A 13,228-nucleotide genomic window follows, 5' to 3' on the forward strand; every position below is an offset into this window, starting at 1 on the left:
TGATATGGAGCACATTACCTGGGCCGATTTTGAGCGGGTTGATGTACGGGTCGGCACCGTTCTGGAAGCCCGCGAGTTTCCGGAAGCCCGCCGCCCGGCCTATCAGTTGCTCATCGACTTAGGCCCTGAGCTTGGCCAGAAACGCTCCAGCGCCCAGATTACGCGCCACTATCAGCCACACGAGCTGGTGGGCCGGCAAGTGCTGTGCGTGGTCAACTTTCCGCCCAAGCAAATCGGCAAATTCATGTCGGAAGTGCTGGTGACGGGGGCCGCCGACGCGCACGGCGACATTGTCCTGGCTGCGTTGGCTGGTCCCGTTCCCAACGGCAGCCGGTTGATATAACCTGTTGCGCACCTCTGCCGGCGCGGGCTTCTCACTTTGCGCCCAGCTGCACCTGCCGCATGGCCAGCGTATCAATCACCACACTGTAAATCTCATCCAGGTCCTTGCCGTGGCTGGCGTAGTAGCGGTAGCTCTGCTGAAATAATGAGTCGCTGACTTCGCGGCGCCACAGAATAGCCTTTTGCTGCTGCAGGTACAGAGCCCGCGCCGAGTCGGGCGTCAGGCCGGCGGCTTCTACACGGGCTTCGAGCGTGTGCAGGTCGGCGAGCACGCGCACGAGCTGCTGCCGGGGCATGAGCGGCTGGGGCGGCACCACTTCCTCGGAAGTCTGGCAGCCAGAAAACAAGCCACTCAGCAGCAGACTGAGTACCAACGGGAAAGCACGAGGTAGCAGGGGTTTCACGATGCAAAAGTAAGGGTTCCGTTTTGTCCCGGCCGCAATAATGCCATGATTCACGTAGTTTAGCCATTATGAACGTGCCCACGCCCACTCCGTTTCAACAGCTCGTGCGCAAGCTGCGGCAGGTAGAAATCCGGATGCTGAAGGCAGTGGACGCGCAGCTGCAGGGCAATTTCCATTCCGTATTCAAGGGCACCGGCCTCGAATTCGACGATGTGCGCCTGTACCAGTACGGCGACGAAGTGCGGGCCATTGACTGGGCGGTATCGAGCAAAGGCCACGGCACCTTCATCAAGACTTACAAGGAAGAACGGGAACAGCAGGTGTTGCTGCTGTTTGATGTGAGTGCCTCCCAGCAGGTGGGGGCCGCTGGCCGCCGTAAGCTGGATATTGGCCGCGAAATATGCGGCATTCTGGCGCTGGCTGCGGCCCGCCAGGATGCACAGCTGGGCATTCTGGCCTTCTCCGACCAGAAGGAAATGTATTTGGCCGCGGGCAAGGGCATCCGGCACGCTTACTCCCTCATCAAACGGCTGTTTGAGCTGACGCCCAAATCCAAACAGACGGGAGTGGCAGCCGGCATCAAACAGGCACTGGGCCTGCTCAAGCGCCGCAGTATCGTGCTGCTTATCTCCGATTTCATCGACAGCAGCTACGAGCGGGAGCTGACCATGCTGGCCCGTAAGCACGATTTGGTCGTGATTCAACTGCTGGACCAGCGCGAGCGGGAGTTTCCGCCCTTGGGCATCGTGCCGCTCTACGACCAGGAATCGGGCCGCACCCTCTGGACCAATACTTCCTCGGCGGCGTTTCGGGCCCGCTACCGCGCTACCTACGAGCAGAACCGCGACCAGATAGGCCAGATCTGCCGGCGCCACCGCACTGAGTACCTTTCCATTGCCACCGACGCCGATTATGAGCCGCAGCTTATCCGGCTGTTTCGGCGGCGCAACCTTCGTGCGGGCCGTGGATAGGACGCCAGTGACAGAAAGCCGGTTTGAGCGGCACCTGGACCAGCCGGGCCGCAGGCATATCCCAATTTCTCTGAAGCGGGTCCTGCTGCTTTTCGGGCCTTTGCTGCTGCCTTTGCTGGCGGGCGGGCAAGCAACTCCCGACCCGCCGCGGGGGCGGTTTCTGCGGCCGACTACCCGCGTCGGCGAAATCATTGAGTATGAGCTGAGCTACCGCCACGAGCCGGGCCTGAATGTCATTTTCCCTGATTCGACGGCCAATTATGCTCTGTTCGAGTATGTAGGCAAAAAGTACCAGCCCACCCGTACCCGGCAGGGCATCAGTCTCGACCGGACCATTTACCGGCTGCGCACCTTCTCGCTGGACTCGGTGCAGCGCCTGCAGCTGCCCGTTACCATCCTGCGAGGCCGCGACACGCTGCTGCTGCCCAGCACGGCCGCGGTAGTAACCCTGAAGCGCGCCGCGCCGCAGGCTGCAGCGGGTGCGACGCCCGCGCTGCGCCAAAATACGGTGCTGCTGCCCGTAGAGCCGGCCTTCAACTACCCCTACTGGCTGGCCGGCGCTGCTTTGCTGCTGCTGGTGCTGGGCGGGGCGGCGTTGGCATTTGGGCGGCGCTGGCGGCAACGATACCAACTGTATAAGGTGCGCAAAAACCACGTTTATTTCTTGGCGCAGTATGCCCGCCACGTGGAGCGTTTCACGCTCAGCCGCTCCCTCACCAACATGGAGCGCGCCATCACGCTCTGGAAAAACTACCTCACCAACCTCGAAAACAATACCATCAGCAGCCTCACCACCCGCGAGATAGTAGCTCACTACCAGAACGATGCCGATGTCCGGCTGGCTCTGCGCCTTGCTGACCGGGTGATTTATGGCAATCAGTTTTCGGAAGACGATACGGAAACCGACTTGGCGTTTGACCTGCTCCGCAGCTTTGCCGAGCGCCGCTTCGAGCTGGTGCGGCAGCGGCTTGAGAATTGAGCTTGGCGTACTAAGCACCGTCAGATCGGCTACTTTTACCCCGCTCCTACTTTCCTCTTTGCATGCAGCAACTTTGGCAACAGGTTTTTGGCCCGCTCGTGGATAGCCTGCGCTATGCCACGCTGGCCAGCTATGCCTGGGAAAAACCGCGTCTGCTGCTGCTGATTGCGGGTATTCCGCTGCTGTTTCTGGGGCGCTGGCTGCTGGTCTATCGGCGGCGAAGCAAGCTGGGCGTAGCCTTCGTGCAGGGTGAGGTGCGGCGCGACTGGAGCGCCTGGCTGCGCTTTTTGCCCGATGTGGTGCTGGCCTTCAGCCTGGCATTTGCCGTAGTGGCCCTGGCCCGCCCGCAGCGCACCGACGAGCGGGTGGTCCAGACCGGGGAAGGCATTGATGTGCTGCTGGTGCTGGACGTGTCGGGCTCGATGGAGCTGGGCGACCTGCGTCCCAACCGCCTGGAGGCCGCTAAGCGCGTGGCCCAGGAGTTTGTCGATGGCCGTCAGGGCGACCGGCTCGGCCTCGTGGTATTTGCCGGCGACGCCTATTCGCTGGCCCCGCTCACCACCGACTATGAACTGCTGCGGGAAAGCATTGCGGGGCTGAAGCTGGGCATGATTCCGAACGACGGTACGGCCATTGGCACGGCGCTGGGGGTGGCCACCAACCGCCTGCGCAACTCCCGCAGCCGCAGCCGCGTGTGCATTCTTCTCTCCGATGGCGAAAACACGGCCGGCAGCCTCGACCCGCTCACGGCCGCCCGCCTGGCCCACGCCTACGGCCTCAAAATCTACACCATCGGGCTGGGGCAGGATGGCACCGTGCCGTTTGGCCGCGACGAGCTGGGCCGCACGCGCTACGTAGAAACCCGCCTCGACGAAACGACCATGCGCCAGATTGCGGCAGCCGGCGAAGGCCAGTTCTTCCGGGCTACCGACAACGCGGCCCTGCGCCAGATTTTCCAGCGCATCAACCGCTACGAGAAATCCGAAATCAAGCAGACCCGCTTCCGTAATACCAAAGACTATTACCGCATTTACCTGTTCTGGAGTGTGGGGCTTTGGCTGCTGTGGCTGGCTCTCAAAAACACATTCCTTACCAATGCCCTGGAGGATTGATGAGTGGTTGAATTGTTGATTGTTGTTGGCAGCTGTCCGTTATACTTCACCATACAACAATCAGCGCCCTGACAATCAACAATTCAACCACTCATCAATCAACAATCACCACCTGACAGATGTCCATTTCTGATAACCTTCGTTTTTTTCAGCAGCAGCTTGAGGGCACCAATTGCCGACTCATTACCGTCACGAAAACGCATCCGGTGGAGAAGCTGCAGGAAGCGTACGATGCTGGTGCGCGGCTGTTTGGCGAAAACAAGGTGCAGGAAATGGCCGCCAAGCAGCCGGAGCTACCCGCTGATATTGAGTGGCACCTCATCGGGCACCTGCAGACCAACAAGGTCAAGTACATTGCGCCGTTCGTGCACACGATTCAGAGCGTGGATAGCCTGAAGCTGCTGCTGGAAATAGAAAAGCAGGCCGCCAGGCACAACCGCGTAATCAAGGGGCTGCTGCAGTTTCATATTGCCGCCGAGGAAACCAAGACTGGCCTCTCGCTGCCCGAGGCTGAGGAAATACTGCAGTCGGAAACGTTCCGCGGCCTGCGCCACGTCCGCCTGACCGGCGTGATGGGCATTGCCACCAATACGACAGATGAAACCCGTCTGCGTCAGGAATTCGGAGAACTGCGCAGCTACTTCGAGCGGCTGAAGGTGCGCTATTTCGCTGATGCCGACGACTTCCGCGAAATAAGTATGGGCATGAGCTCTGACTACCGGCTTGCCATTGAGGAAGGCAGCACGCTGATCCGGGTGGGCAGTGCTATTTTTGGGGCCCGGAACTACCAACCGGCCTCCTGATCATCCGGAACGAACCTGTCGATTCACCTTCTATCAATTCCATGACTGCAAAAATCATTCTGCAACTGGCGGCCCTGCTGGGTGCCCTGGGCGTGGCCATCGGCGCGTTTGGTGCGCACGGGCTGCGGCCTATGCTGGAAGCTTCCGGCCGCTTCGAGACTTTTGAAACCGCTGTACGCTACCAGTTTTACCACGCACTGGCATTGCTGGCGGTGGGGATACTGCTGCAGGTCCGGCCGGAGCTGCGCCTGCTCGGCACTACGGCCTGGCTGTGGCTGGGCGGGGTGCTGTTGTTCAGCGGCTCGCTCTACACACTCTGCTTCACAGGCATCACCAAGCTGGGCGCCGTAGCTCCTGTTGGCGGGCTTCTGTTGATTGCTGGCTGGATCAGCGTGCTACTGGCTGCCCGGCAGCTCTAGCTTTTCGCTGCACCGAGCATGAAAAAGGCGACCCACATGGTGCGGGTCGCCTTTTCGCTTTGGGAAACCGAGTTGTCTTACGACTTCTTGGCTTTGGCTTTCAGCTTGGTGTCGTCAGCTTTCACTTTCACCTTGTCGGCACCTACTGTCGATTCTACTTTCTCTACCGTCATGGTAGGCGTGGCGTTGGCTTCTTTTACTTCGCCTACTACCGATACCATCGCATTGCCGCCGGCCGAATTCGACTCCACGGTCAATACTTTGTTCTGGATGCCCATTTTGCCGGCCGTGTTGAAGTTAGCCGTGATGCTACCGGTTTTGCCGGGCATGATGGGGTCCTTGGTCCACTCTGGGGTGGTGCAGCCACAGCTAACACCGATATTAGAAATTACCAGCGGCTGGGTGCCAATGTTTTTGAACTTGAACACGTGCTTCACCACATCACCTTGCTTGGCGGTGCCGAAGTCGTACTTCATTTCATCAAACTGGATTTGCGGGCCGGCCACTTTCGTCTGCGCGTTGGCAGGCTTTACGGCAGCCGTTTGAGCCTGAGCGGCAAAGCCAGCGCAAGCCAGCGACAGAGCCAGTACAAGTGCTTTTTTCATGAGGGTACTGTGTGAATGGTGTTGGAGAAAACAAAAATACTCGTTTTGCCGGGTGGCGCAAGTTGAGTGCCAGTTTTCACCGAACTAGGTGAAGCTGACATGAAGACAAACAGCCCAATTACCTGATTTTGTTCGCTAAACTACTCATTCCGGGTTTTCTGCCAGCAGCTTAGGATTGAAATTAAGCAAGAATAATTTTTCTGAGGCGCGTGTCACAGCGGTGTAGAGCCAGCGGGCAAACTCGGAATTCACCATATCCTCCTTCAAAAAGCCGTGGTCGACGAACACAGCCTGCCACTGGCCGCCCTGCGCCTTATGGCACGTGAGGGCGTAGGCAAACTTCACCTGCAGCGCGTTCAAGAATGGGTCTTTGCGGAGTGCGGCCGTCTTGTCTTTCTTGGTGGTGAGGTGGTCATAGTCCTTGCCCACGGCCTCATAGAGTTCCTTGCTGCGGTCGGCGGGCAGGGCGGGGCTTTCGGTGTGCAGCGTGTCGAGCAGCAGCTTGATTTCCATGTCCGGTTCGTCGGGGTAGTCCACGAGGCGCACGCGGGCATCAGCGAAGCGGAAGCCAAACTCCTCGGTTAAGCGGATGATTTTCACCACCTGCACAAAGTCGCCGTTGGCCAAGAAACCCATTTCCGAATCTTTGGGCAGCCAGAAATAGTTGTTGCGCACCACCATCAGGTAGTCGCCACTCTCAATTTCGTCTTCGGCCTCGAACAGCACCCGCCGGATCATCTGGTTGTACTGGTTGGCATTCTTGTTGGATCGGCAGATGATGGTGGTGTTTTCGTGCCCGAAGTTCTTGTAGGCCCAGCGCAGACCATCTTCCAGCTTGTCGCCGCCCATCTGAAACAGGTCGGGGTAGCCGCGGGTATGAAACAGGATGTTGGGCTTTTCCTCGCGCAGTTCTTCGCGCAGCACGGTGGCGTTCATCAGAATGCCCGACTGCTCGGCCTGGCGCATCACCTGGCGCAGCTCCACCCCATCCACAGTGGCGCGGAACCGGTGGCGCAATAACTCCGGGTCGAGGGCGGGGCTGAGCAGCTGGCCCACGGGCGGCAGCTGGGCCGTGTCGCCGATGAGCAGCAGCCGATTCGAGGGCTTCTCGAACACGTAGTTGAGCAGGTCGTCGAGCAGACCGGTTTCGCCAAACGACTTCTCGTCGGAAATCATCGAGGCTTCATCCACGATGAACAGCGTGTCCTGGGCGCGGTTGGGCTGCCGCTGAAACGACAGGCTCTGGCTGGGAGAGCCGCTGGTCTGGCGGTAGATTTTCTTGTGAATGGTGCTGGCTGGCACGCCCGCGTAGCCACTCATCACCTTGGCGGCGCGGCCCGTTGGAGCCATCAGCACGTATTTGCGGCCCAGCTTGTGCAGCCACTGCACCAGGGCACTTACCACGGTGGTTTTGCCAGTGCCCGCGTAGCCGCGCAGCACAAACGCCTTGCGGCCCGGCAGTTCATCCTTCAGAAAAACATCCAGCTTCTGAAACAGCGTGGCTTGGTCCTGAGTGGGTTCGTAGGGAAAATAGTCGCGAACGGAAGGGGTACGGAGGGAGAGCATAAAGGGGGAGGATAAAGCTAGAGCTAAGGCTAGCTCCCCTCCTTTTTCAAGGAGGGGTTGGGGGTGGTTGCGTCGGGAGAACGGAAAGCCTGCCGAATACCTTCAAGCACGAACTCTAGCTGTTCAAACACCATTTTGTTCTCAAAACGCACCACCTGAATGGACAAATTTTCCAGAAAAGCAGTACGCGCTACATCTGCTGCTTCACCCGTCACCGTGGAGTGACCTTGGCCATCCAACTCCACTGCCAATCGTTCGGATGGACAATAAAAGTCCAAGACGTAGCGGCCAACGCTATGCTGACGACGAAACTTGCGGCCGTAGAGTTGGCTGTTTTGCAACGCCCGCCACAAAGTGGCTTCAGCAGGTGTGAGGTTGTCACGCAGGGCTTTGCGAGTGAGTTTTAGTTCAGCGCGGTTGTGGCAGGTGGTCTTCATGCTGTTCAAGATAGACGCAACGATTGAACCACCCCTAGCCCCTCCTTAAAAAAGGAGGGGAACTAGCCTTAACCTTTAGCGCTAGTTGGCTGGCTCGCCTCCCCTACCCCTGCGGCTCCACTACGGCCATCGTCGCCGAAGCTTTGGCTATCAGCTTATCATCGCACCACACCTCCGACTCGCAGAAATGCAGGCGGCGGCCGGCTTTCAGCACCCACCCCACGGCGCGCAGCTTCTGCCCCACGCCGGGGTGCAGATAGCTGGTTTTCAGCTCTACCGTCACCACGCCGGTACCATCGGGTACGAGCGTGACGGCCGCGAAACCCGCTACCAAATCGGCCATGGTGGCCACAAGGCCGCCGTGGGCGAAGCCGGTGTGCTGCTGGTGCTGCTGCTGCAGCATTACTTCGGCCTCAATGCGGCCCGGCTCAATGCGGGTGAGGTCGGCGCCGATAAGGTGCATGAAGTGCTGGCGCGTGAGCTTACGGCGGATACGGGTTTCGAGCGAATCGCCGGGGGTAGCGGCGGAGGCGGCAGTAGGTGCAGAAGAATTCATTGCGGCAAAGATAGGCCAGTCGGTTTCGGGTTCGGGGGCCGACTGCTTCGGTATCAGTTGTTGCTTATTATAGCATTCTCGCTATTTTAAGCTGGTAATAGAAGCGTTGCCTCTGTCTTTCAGCCATTCCGGATTCCCCACCTTCACTTTCAGCCCGCTATGTTACCACAGGAATATTTGTTGAGCGGTGCGCTGGGCCTGGCGTTGGCCGCGTGCAGTGGGTTCCGGGTATTTGTGCCGCTGCTGGCCGCTAGCCTGGCCTATCGTACCGGGCTGCTGGCGCCGTCGGCCGGATTTGCGTGGCTGGGCTCGTGGGCGGCAGTAGGCGCGCTGGGCACGGCCACGGTAGCCGAAATCCTGGGCTATTACTTTCCGGTAGTTGATAACGTGCTGGATACCATCACCACGCCCGCCTCGTTTATTGCCGGCACCGTGCTCATGACCGCCGCTCTGCCCGACCTCGACCCGGTAGTGCGCTGGGGCTTGGGCGTATTGGTAGGCGGCGGCACGGCTGGCATGGTGCAGACCGGCACGGCATTGCTGCGGGCGGGCTCAACGGCCGCAACCGGCGGCCTCGGCAACCCTGTACTGGCCACCGCCGAAAACACCTTGGCTATCCTGGGTTCAGCGCTGGCCCTGCTCCTGCCCGTGCTGGCGGCCGCGCTTATGCTGGGGCTGGTAGCGTATATTGCCACCCGGCTGCGGCGCTGGCGGCAGCGGCGGGCCCAGCGCCGTGGGTCAGCTGCTAGCTTGGCAAAGGGCTGATAGTACCGTTTACTTTTTCTGCTTGTATGGCTTCCGACTCTCTTCCTGCCCGTGAATTGCCAGAGGCCTATACCGGCCAGGTACGGCTGCGCGTGTGCGGCCTGTTGGTGCACAACGGCACACTGCTGCTGACCGCGCACCGAGGCCTGCTGACCGATTCCAAGCCCTTCTGGTCGCCGCCGGGGGGAGGCTGGCAGTTCGGCGAAACAATTCAGGAGTGCCTGCGGCGCGAATTTCGGGAAGAAACAGGCCTTGAGGTAGCAGTAGGACGTTTTCTGCACCTACATGAGTACCAAAGCAGCGACCTGCAGGCGCTGGAGCTATTTTTTGAAGTAACTGCTCTGGCCCCCATGGCCATGCCCCGGCTTGGCTCCGACCCCGAGCACACCGCCGACGCGCAGCTGCTCCAGGAGCTGGCCTTTGTATCGCCGCGGCAGCTGGTTGTGCTGCCGGCGCCACAGGTTCATCCGGTTCTTCGTCAGATTATCAGCACCGACGACGTCTTTATTCCGCAAATACGGTTTCAGCAATAGCGGGTGCGCCCGCGCGGTGGCGGCACCGTAGCTACTTTCGTACCTTTGCCGCCCACTCCCTATTGCTCTGCGCCCCAGTTTCTGCCTGTGTCTTCTGCTTCTCCCGTTTCTACTGCCGTGCCCGCGTTGTCTTCCCTGCCTGCTCCTACGGTACTGCACCGCCTGCGCGATGAAACACTGACTCCCGAAAACCTGGCTGCTTACAATCTGTACCTCACGGCCGGGCCAGCCGGCCTGCGGGTGGGTATTGCCGACACGCGCCGGAACAAGTTTGTGGTACTGGAAGAATACGCGCCACAGACTGCCACTTCTTTCGGAGGACAGCTGCAGGCCCTGGCCGCCCACCACGACCTGCTGGGCCAATCCAGCTGGAACCACGTGCGGCTGGCCGTGCAGCACCGGCACTTCACGCTGCTGCCCGCGCCGCTGTTCCGGCCCGGCGACGAAGCCGCCTACCTCCGCCTGCACCACACCCTGGATGCCCAGCACGAAACGGTGCATGCCTACGCGCACCCAGGCCAGGAAATGGTCAGCATCTTCGCGGCCGAAAAGTCCCTGACGGACTGGTTCCGTGCCACCTACCCTACCGGCACCCTCCTGCACCAGACCAGCGCCCTGCTTGAAGGCCTCATGCACCAGAGCGACGCCGCGGCCCCGCGCCGGCTTTACCTAAGCATCGGGCATCTGGAGTTGACTATCGTTGTTATCCGCGACAAACGGCCGGAGTTCTGCAACGTTTTTGCCTTCAGTTCGCCGGAAGACCTGATTTATTATACCATTCTGGTGATGCAGGAATTCCAGCTCAACCCCGACCAGGACCCGGTGATGGTATGGGGCGACCTGATGCACGATTCGGAGCTGTTCACGATTCTGCGCAAGTACATCCGCCATATCAAGTTCGGCAACCGCCCGTTCGACCTCGGCTATAGCTACCGCCTGAACGAGCTGTTCGAATACCGCTTCTTCGAGCTCTACAGCCTGCACCTGTGCGAGTAGCTCCGGCCACGCCGGGTGCTATTCCTCGCTCGACCGTTCTTTTCTAGCCCGCGCCTTATGAGAACCGCTATTTTTCCTGGCTCCTTCGACCCGTTTACCAATGGCCACCTCGATGTGGTCCGGCGCGGCACGGTCCTGTTCGATGAGGTCATCGTTGCCATCGGCAACAACAGCAGCAAGAGCCGCTATCTGCCGGTAGAGCAGATGCAGGAAATGATACAGGAGGTGTTTCGCGACGAGCCGCGGGTATCGGTGCAGTCCTACAAAGGCCTGACCGCCGACTATGCCCGAGAGGTAGGCGCCCGGTTTTTGCTGCGTGGCCTGCGCAACACCACCGATTTCGAGTACGAAAACACCATCGCGCAAGCCAACCGCCACGTCAACCCGGACCTGGAAACCGTGTTTCTCATCACCTCACCAGTGCTGGCGGCCATCAGCAGCACCATCATCCGCGAGATTCACCGGTTTGGCGGCAACGTCGATGACTTCGTGCCATTTCAGCTGCCGCCCTTCGCTGGCTGACGAACCAGCTGTTTCACAAAGAAAGGCCCGCTTTGCCATGGCAGAGCGGGCCTTTCTTTGTGAAACAGCGTAGGCTAGTTGTTCTTCGTGACGCGCAGGCCAACTGTGTTGCTAGGGTTTTTGGGGTCGCCGATGGGCTGCACGGTGTAGCTGGCGTCGGTGAGGCTCAGGTTGGCGCGGCGCAGAAGGTCATCTTCGTCGCTGCCCAGCACTACCAGGTTGTTCACTTTGCGGGTGCGGGCATTGTAGGTGGCCACGATGGTGGTACCGTTCTTATCAAACGTATTCACCCAATCTTCGCCGCGGGTAGCCTTCATCTGCTCAGCGGTGGGCTCCAGACCTATTTTCTGGTCTTTGGTTTCGCGGGGAGCCCCGAGGCTACGACGCACCTGGTCGATGTTGCGGCCAACAAGCAACGGCAGGTTGAGGCCGGTGGGCGCTACCGCTTCGGCGCGGCCCGTCACGGGCGTGTCAGCTTCGGAGGCCGTCTGGGTGCCCGTGCAGGCAGCCATTCCGCCCAGCAGCAGCAGAGCGGAAAAAGAAAGGGACGAAAGACGCATGGAGAGGGAAAGAGGCTAGGAATTATTTGGCAGATGGCTCACTGGCAGGCGTAGAGCCCATTACTTCGCTCAGGTAATGGCGCATTACAAGGGCAATGCTGGCATATGATTCTTCGAGTACGGCCAAGGCCTCCTGCGGCGTCATCCAACGCACTTCTTCAATATATTCTTCGGCCTGGGGCTTCATCAGCGAGTCGTCGAGGCAGCGCATGATGTACCAGTTGGTCTTCTTGAGGATTTTGTTGCCGTTGTAGGCGTAGGAGTGCCAAGTACTCGGCAGCACTTCGCCCAGCTCAATTTTGATGTTACACTCCTCCTCCACCTCGCGCAGCGCACCAAGGGCCGGATCTTCTTCCTTCTTGAGCTTGCCCTTGGGCAAATCCCACTTACCGAGGCGGTAGATCATCAGCACCTTGCCGTCCTTCACCACCAAGCCGCCAGCAGCTTTCACGATGCGGAACTGGTCTTTTAGGTGCAGGATGAGCCGTTTTTTCTTGCGGGCCAGCATGGTCAGCGACTTCAGCTTTTTCAGCTTCTTCACTTCCATCAGGCGCAGCAGCCGGTCCACGAATACGTCCGTGACGTCGCGCACAAGCACATCCCCTACCAGATCCTTCGAGATGAACTCATCTTCCGGATTCAGAATCAGGTCGTACTTGTGCTTGTATATTTTCTCGCTGTTCTTTTTGATGATCAGCGGAATATCGTTGATGAAGACGTTCATCGCGGGGCAATCAGGAGAGGCAACAATTGGGAATCAAAGCCGGGGGGCGTTGCAAAGCACAACATAAAATTTGGCAATCGAAAACCCGCCACAGGACGGGCAAGATACGGGATGTGCACCGTTGTGTTGCCGTGCGCGCCGACGAATAGAGCTGGAAGCAGATGAACTCCGGCGCTGGCAGGGCCGTGCGTGCCTGTGCCCCGGCCGCAATTGGGTGCCCGGGCAACACAGCTGATACCGTGCAACATGCTTTGCAGCACCCGATAGGCAAATTTTTCACTCCGCGCGCCACATTTTTACGCCCCGTATCCGTCCTACCTTCGCCCCATGAAAAAAATCGGTCTGCTTTCCGATACCCACAGCTACCTCGACGAGCGAATCCTGCATCACCTGCACGGCTGCGACGAAATCTGGCACGCCGGCGACTTTGGCAGCAGTGCCGTGATAGAGGAGCTGGAGACGGTGGCGCCCCTACGCGGCGTGTACGGTAACATTGATGGCCGGGACGTACGCCTGACGCAGCCGCTGGTGCAGCATTTCGAACTCGAAGGGTTATCGGTGCTTATGACCCATATTGGAGGGTATCCCGGCCACTATAGCCCGGCGGCCCGGCCGCTGCTGCAGGAACACCGACCCGGCTTGTTCATCAGCGGCCATTCCCACATTCTGAAGGTTATGCCCGATCCACGGCTGCAGCTGCTGCACCTGAACCCCGGCGCGGCCGGCCGCCACGGCTTTCATAAAGTGCGCACGCTGCTTCGTTTTGAGGTAGCGCAGGGCAAAGTGCAGCAGCTCCAGGTGGTAGAGCTGGGCCCGAAATAGGATATTTCAACTGCTCTTCGGGCACAAAAAAGCGTCTTCCCCGAGTGGAAAAGACGCTTTTGAAATTTCTGACCAGAACCCACCGACACCGGGGGCAGGCTGCCAGACGGCG

Annotated in this window: 18 protein-coding genes; 11 read left to right on the forward strand and 7 right to left on the reverse strand. The window is 59.6% G+C overall.

Features of this window, described 5'->3' with window-relative positions; genetic code table 11:
* The first annotated feature begins 4 nt into the window (after positions 1 to 4).
* Positions 5 to 343, forward strand: coding sequence for a tRNA-binding protein (locus IC231_RS15170; protein ID WP_190785341.1), 339 nt, complete (start codon positions 5 to 7; stop codon positions 341 to 343).
* 31 nt (positions 344 to 374) lie between these two features.
* Here the strand turns inward: IC231_RS15170 and IC231_RS15175 are convergent, their stop codons facing one another.
* Positions 375 to 746, reverse strand: a complete 372-nt coding sequence (locus IC231_RS15175; protein WP_190785342.1) for a DUF4296 domain-containing protein — start codon at positions 744 to 746, stop codon at positions 375 to 377.
* 74 nt (positions 747 to 820) lie between these two features.
* Here IC231_RS15175 and IC231_RS15180 point away from each other — a divergent pair, with 74 nt between their 5' ends.
* From IC231_RS15180 to IC231_RS15200, 5 genes are all read left to right on the forward strand, one after another.
* A complete protein-coding gene (locus IC231_RS15180) occupies positions 821 to 1,717 on the forward strand; it encodes a DUF58 domain-containing protein (RefSeq protein ID WP_211539094.1) in 897 nt (298 codons plus the stop codon).
* On the forward strand, positions 1,659 to 2,696 hold the full coding sequence (locus IC231_RS15185; RefSeq protein ID WP_190785344.1) for a hypothetical protein: 1,038 nt from the start codon (positions 1,659 to 1,661) through the stop codon (positions 2,694 to 2,696). The genes IC231_RS15180 and IC231_RS15185 overlap by 59 nt, the downstream gene beginning before the upstream one ends.
* 62 nt (positions 2,697 to 2,758) lie before the next feature.
* A complete protein-coding gene (locus tag IC231_RS15190; protein WP_190785345.1) occupies positions 2,759 to 3,808 on the forward strand; it encodes a VWA domain-containing protein in 1,050 nt (349 codons plus the stop codon).
* A gap of 119 nt (positions 3,809 to 3,927) precedes the next feature.
* Positions 3,928 to 4,611: a YggS family pyridoxal phosphate-dependent enzyme gene (locus IC231_RS15195; RefSeq protein WP_190785346.1), complete on the forward strand. Its 684-nt coding sequence runs from the start codon at positions 3,928 to 3,930 to the stop codon at positions 4,609 to 4,611.
* Positions 4,612 to 4,652: 41 nt separating this feature from the next.
* The gene (locus IC231_RS15200) at positions 4,653 to 5,030 is read left to right on the forward strand and encodes a DUF423 domain-containing protein (protein ID WP_190785347.1); all 378 of its coding nucleotides are present in this window, start codon (positions 4,653 to 4,655) and stop codon (positions 5,028 to 5,030) included.
* A 77-nt stretch (positions 5,031 to 5,107) separates the two neighbouring features.
* Here the strand turns inward: IC231_RS15200 and IC231_RS15205 are convergent, their stop codons facing one another.
* From IC231_RS15205 to IC231_RS15220, 4 genes are all read right to left on the reverse strand, one after another.
* Entirely contained in the window at positions 5,108 to 5,635 is a 528-nt protein-coding gene (locus IC231_RS15205) for a DUF1573 domain-containing protein (protein ID WP_190785348.1), read from the reverse strand.
* A gap of 144 nt (positions 5,636 to 5,779) precedes the next feature.
* Positions 5,780 to 7,201 carry an ATP-dependent DNA helicase gene (locus tag IC231_RS15210; protein WP_190785349.1) on the reverse strand — a complete coding sequence of 474 codons (1,422 nt, stop codon included), beginning with the start codon at positions 7,199 to 7,201 and terminating at the stop codon, positions 5,780 to 5,782.
* 29 nt (positions 7,202 to 7,230) lie between these two features.
* Complete coding sequence (locus IC231_RS15215) at positions 7,231 to 7,638, reverse strand: endonuclease domain-containing protein (RefSeq protein ID WP_190785350.1); 408 nt, start codon at positions 7,636 to 7,638, stop codon at positions 7,231 to 7,233.
* Positions 7,639 to 7,741: 103 nt separating this feature from the next.
* Complete coding sequence (locus IC231_RS15220) at positions 7,742 to 8,194, reverse strand: PaaI family thioesterase (protein WP_190785351.1); 453 nt, start codon at positions 8,192 to 8,194, stop codon at positions 7,742 to 7,744.
* Positions 8,195 to 8,353: 159 nt separating this feature from the next.
* On the opposite strand from IC231_RS15220, the gene IC231_RS15225 reads away from it, so the two are divergent.
* The 4 genes from IC231_RS15225 (at position 8,354) to coaD (ending at position 11,010) form a co-directional block, all read left to right on the forward strand.
* Positions 8,354 to 8,959: a DUF4126 domain-containing protein gene (locus IC231_RS15225; protein ID WP_190785352.1), complete on the forward strand. Its 606-nt coding sequence runs from the start codon at positions 8,354 to 8,356 to the stop codon at positions 8,957 to 8,959.
* Between the two features lie 26 nt (positions 8,960 to 8,985).
* A complete protein-coding gene (locus IC231_RS15230) occupies positions 8,986 to 9,492 on the forward strand; it encodes an NUDIX domain-containing protein (protein WP_190785353.1) in 507 nt (168 codons plus the stop codon).
* An 87-nt stretch (positions 9,493 to 9,579) separates the two neighbouring features.
* Positions 9,580 to 10,488, forward strand: a complete 909-nt coding sequence (locus tag IC231_RS15235; RefSeq protein WP_190785354.1) for a DUF3822 family protein — start codon at positions 9,580 to 9,582, stop codon at positions 10,486 to 10,488.
* A 57-nt stretch (positions 10,489 to 10,545) separates the two neighbouring features.
* Positions 10,546 to 11,010: a pantetheine-phosphate adenylyltransferase gene (coaD, locus tag IC231_RS15240; RefSeq protein ID WP_190785355.1), complete on the forward strand. Its 465-nt coding sequence runs from the start codon at positions 10,546 to 10,548 to the stop codon at positions 11,008 to 11,010.
* 74 nt (positions 11,011 to 11,084) lie between these two features.
* Here the strand turns inward: coaD and IC231_RS15245 are convergent, their stop codons facing one another.
* Positions 11,085 to 11,570 carry a hypothetical protein gene (locus IC231_RS15245; RefSeq protein ID WP_190785356.1) on the reverse strand — a complete coding sequence of 162 codons (486 nt, stop codon included), beginning with the start codon at positions 11,568 to 11,570 and terminating at the stop codon, positions 11,085 to 11,087.
* A 22-nt stretch (positions 11,571 to 11,592) separates the two neighbouring features.
* Positions 11,593 to 12,294 (reverse strand): NUDIX hydrolase, encoded by a 702-nt coding sequence (locus IC231_RS15250; protein WP_190785357.1) that lies wholly within the window; start codon positions 12,292 to 12,294, stop codon positions 11,593 to 11,595.
* A 327-nt stretch (positions 12,295 to 12,621) separates the two neighbouring features.
* Between IC231_RS15250 and IC231_RS15255 the strand changes: the two genes are divergently transcribed.
* Positions 12,622 to 13,116 carry a metallophosphoesterase family protein gene (locus IC231_RS15255; RefSeq protein ID WP_190785358.1) on the forward strand — a complete coding sequence of 165 codons (495 nt, stop codon included), beginning with the start codon at positions 12,622 to 12,624 and terminating at the stop codon, positions 13,114 to 13,116.
* The last annotated feature ends 112 nt before the right edge of the window (positions 13,117 to 13,228 follow it).

Source organism: Hymenobacter duratus (genome assembly GCF_014698995.1).
Lineage (GTDB): Bacteria > Bacteroidota > Bacteroidia > Cytophagales > Hymenobacteraceae > Hymenobacter > Hymenobacter duratus.

What these genes read in the sequence shown, in the direction of transcription:
- IC231_RS15170 (WP_190785341.1), top strand. Translation starts at nt 5, where the DNA reads ATGGAGCACATTACCTGGGCCGATTTTGAGCGGGTTGATGTACGGGTC.
- IC231_RS15185 (WP_190785344.1), top strand. Translation starts at nt 1,659, where the DNA reads ATGAGCCGCAGCTTATCCGGCTGTTTCGGCGGCGCAACCTTCGTGCGG.
- IC231_RS15190 (WP_190785345.1), top strand. Translation starts at nt 2,759, where the DNA reads ATGCAGCAACTTTGGCAACAGGTTTTTGGCCCGCTCGTGGATAGCCTG.
- IC231_RS15195 (WP_190785346.1), top strand. Translation starts at nt 3,928, where the DNA reads ATGTCCATTTCTGATAACCTTCGTTTTTTTCAGCAGCAGCTTGAGGGC.
- IC231_RS15200 (WP_190785347.1), top strand. Translation starts at nt 4,653, where the DNA reads ATGACTGCAAAAATCATTCTGCAACTGGCGGCCCTGCTGGGTGCCCTG.
- IC231_RS15205 (WP_190785348.1), bottom strand. Translation starts at nt 5,635, where the DNA reads ATGAAAAAAGCACTTGTACTGGCTCTGTCGCTGGCTTGCGCTGGCTTT.
- IC231_RS15210 (WP_190785349.1), bottom strand. Translation starts at nt 7,201, where the DNA reads ATGCTCTCCCTCCGTACCCCTTCCGTTCGCGACTATTTTCCCTACGAA.
- IC231_RS15215 (WP_190785350.1), bottom strand. Translation starts at nt 7,638, where the DNA reads ATGAAGACCACCTGCCACAACCGCGCTGAACTAAAACTCACTCGCAAA.
- IC231_RS15220 (WP_190785351.1), bottom strand. Translation starts at nt 8,194, where the DNA reads ATGAATTCTTCTGCACCTACTGCCGCCTCCGCCGCTACCCCCGGCGAT.
- IC231_RS15225 (WP_190785352.1), top strand. Translation starts at nt 8,354, where the DNA reads ATGTTACCACAGGAATATTTGTTGAGCGGTGCGCTGGGCCTGGCGTTG.
- IC231_RS15230 (WP_190785353.1), top strand. Translation starts at nt 8,986, where the DNA reads ATGGCTTCCGACTCTCTTCCTGCCCGTGAATTGCCAGAGGCCTATACC.
- coaD (WP_190785355.1), top strand. Translation starts at nt 10,546, where the DNA reads ATGAGAACCGCTATTTTTCCTGGCTCCTTCGACCCGTTTACCAATGGC.
- IC231_RS15245 (WP_190785356.1), bottom strand. Translation starts at nt 11,570, where the DNA reads ATGCGTCTTTCGTCCCTTTCTTTTTCCGCTCTGCTGCTGCTGGGCGGA.
- IC231_RS15250 (WP_190785357.1), bottom strand. Translation starts at nt 12,294, where the DNA reads ATGAACGTCTTCATCAACGATATTCCGCTGATCATCAAAAAGAACAGC.
- IC231_RS15255 (WP_190785358.1), top strand. Translation starts at nt 12,622, where the DNA reads ATGAAAAAAATCGGTCTGCTTTCCGATACCCACAGCTACCTCGACGAG.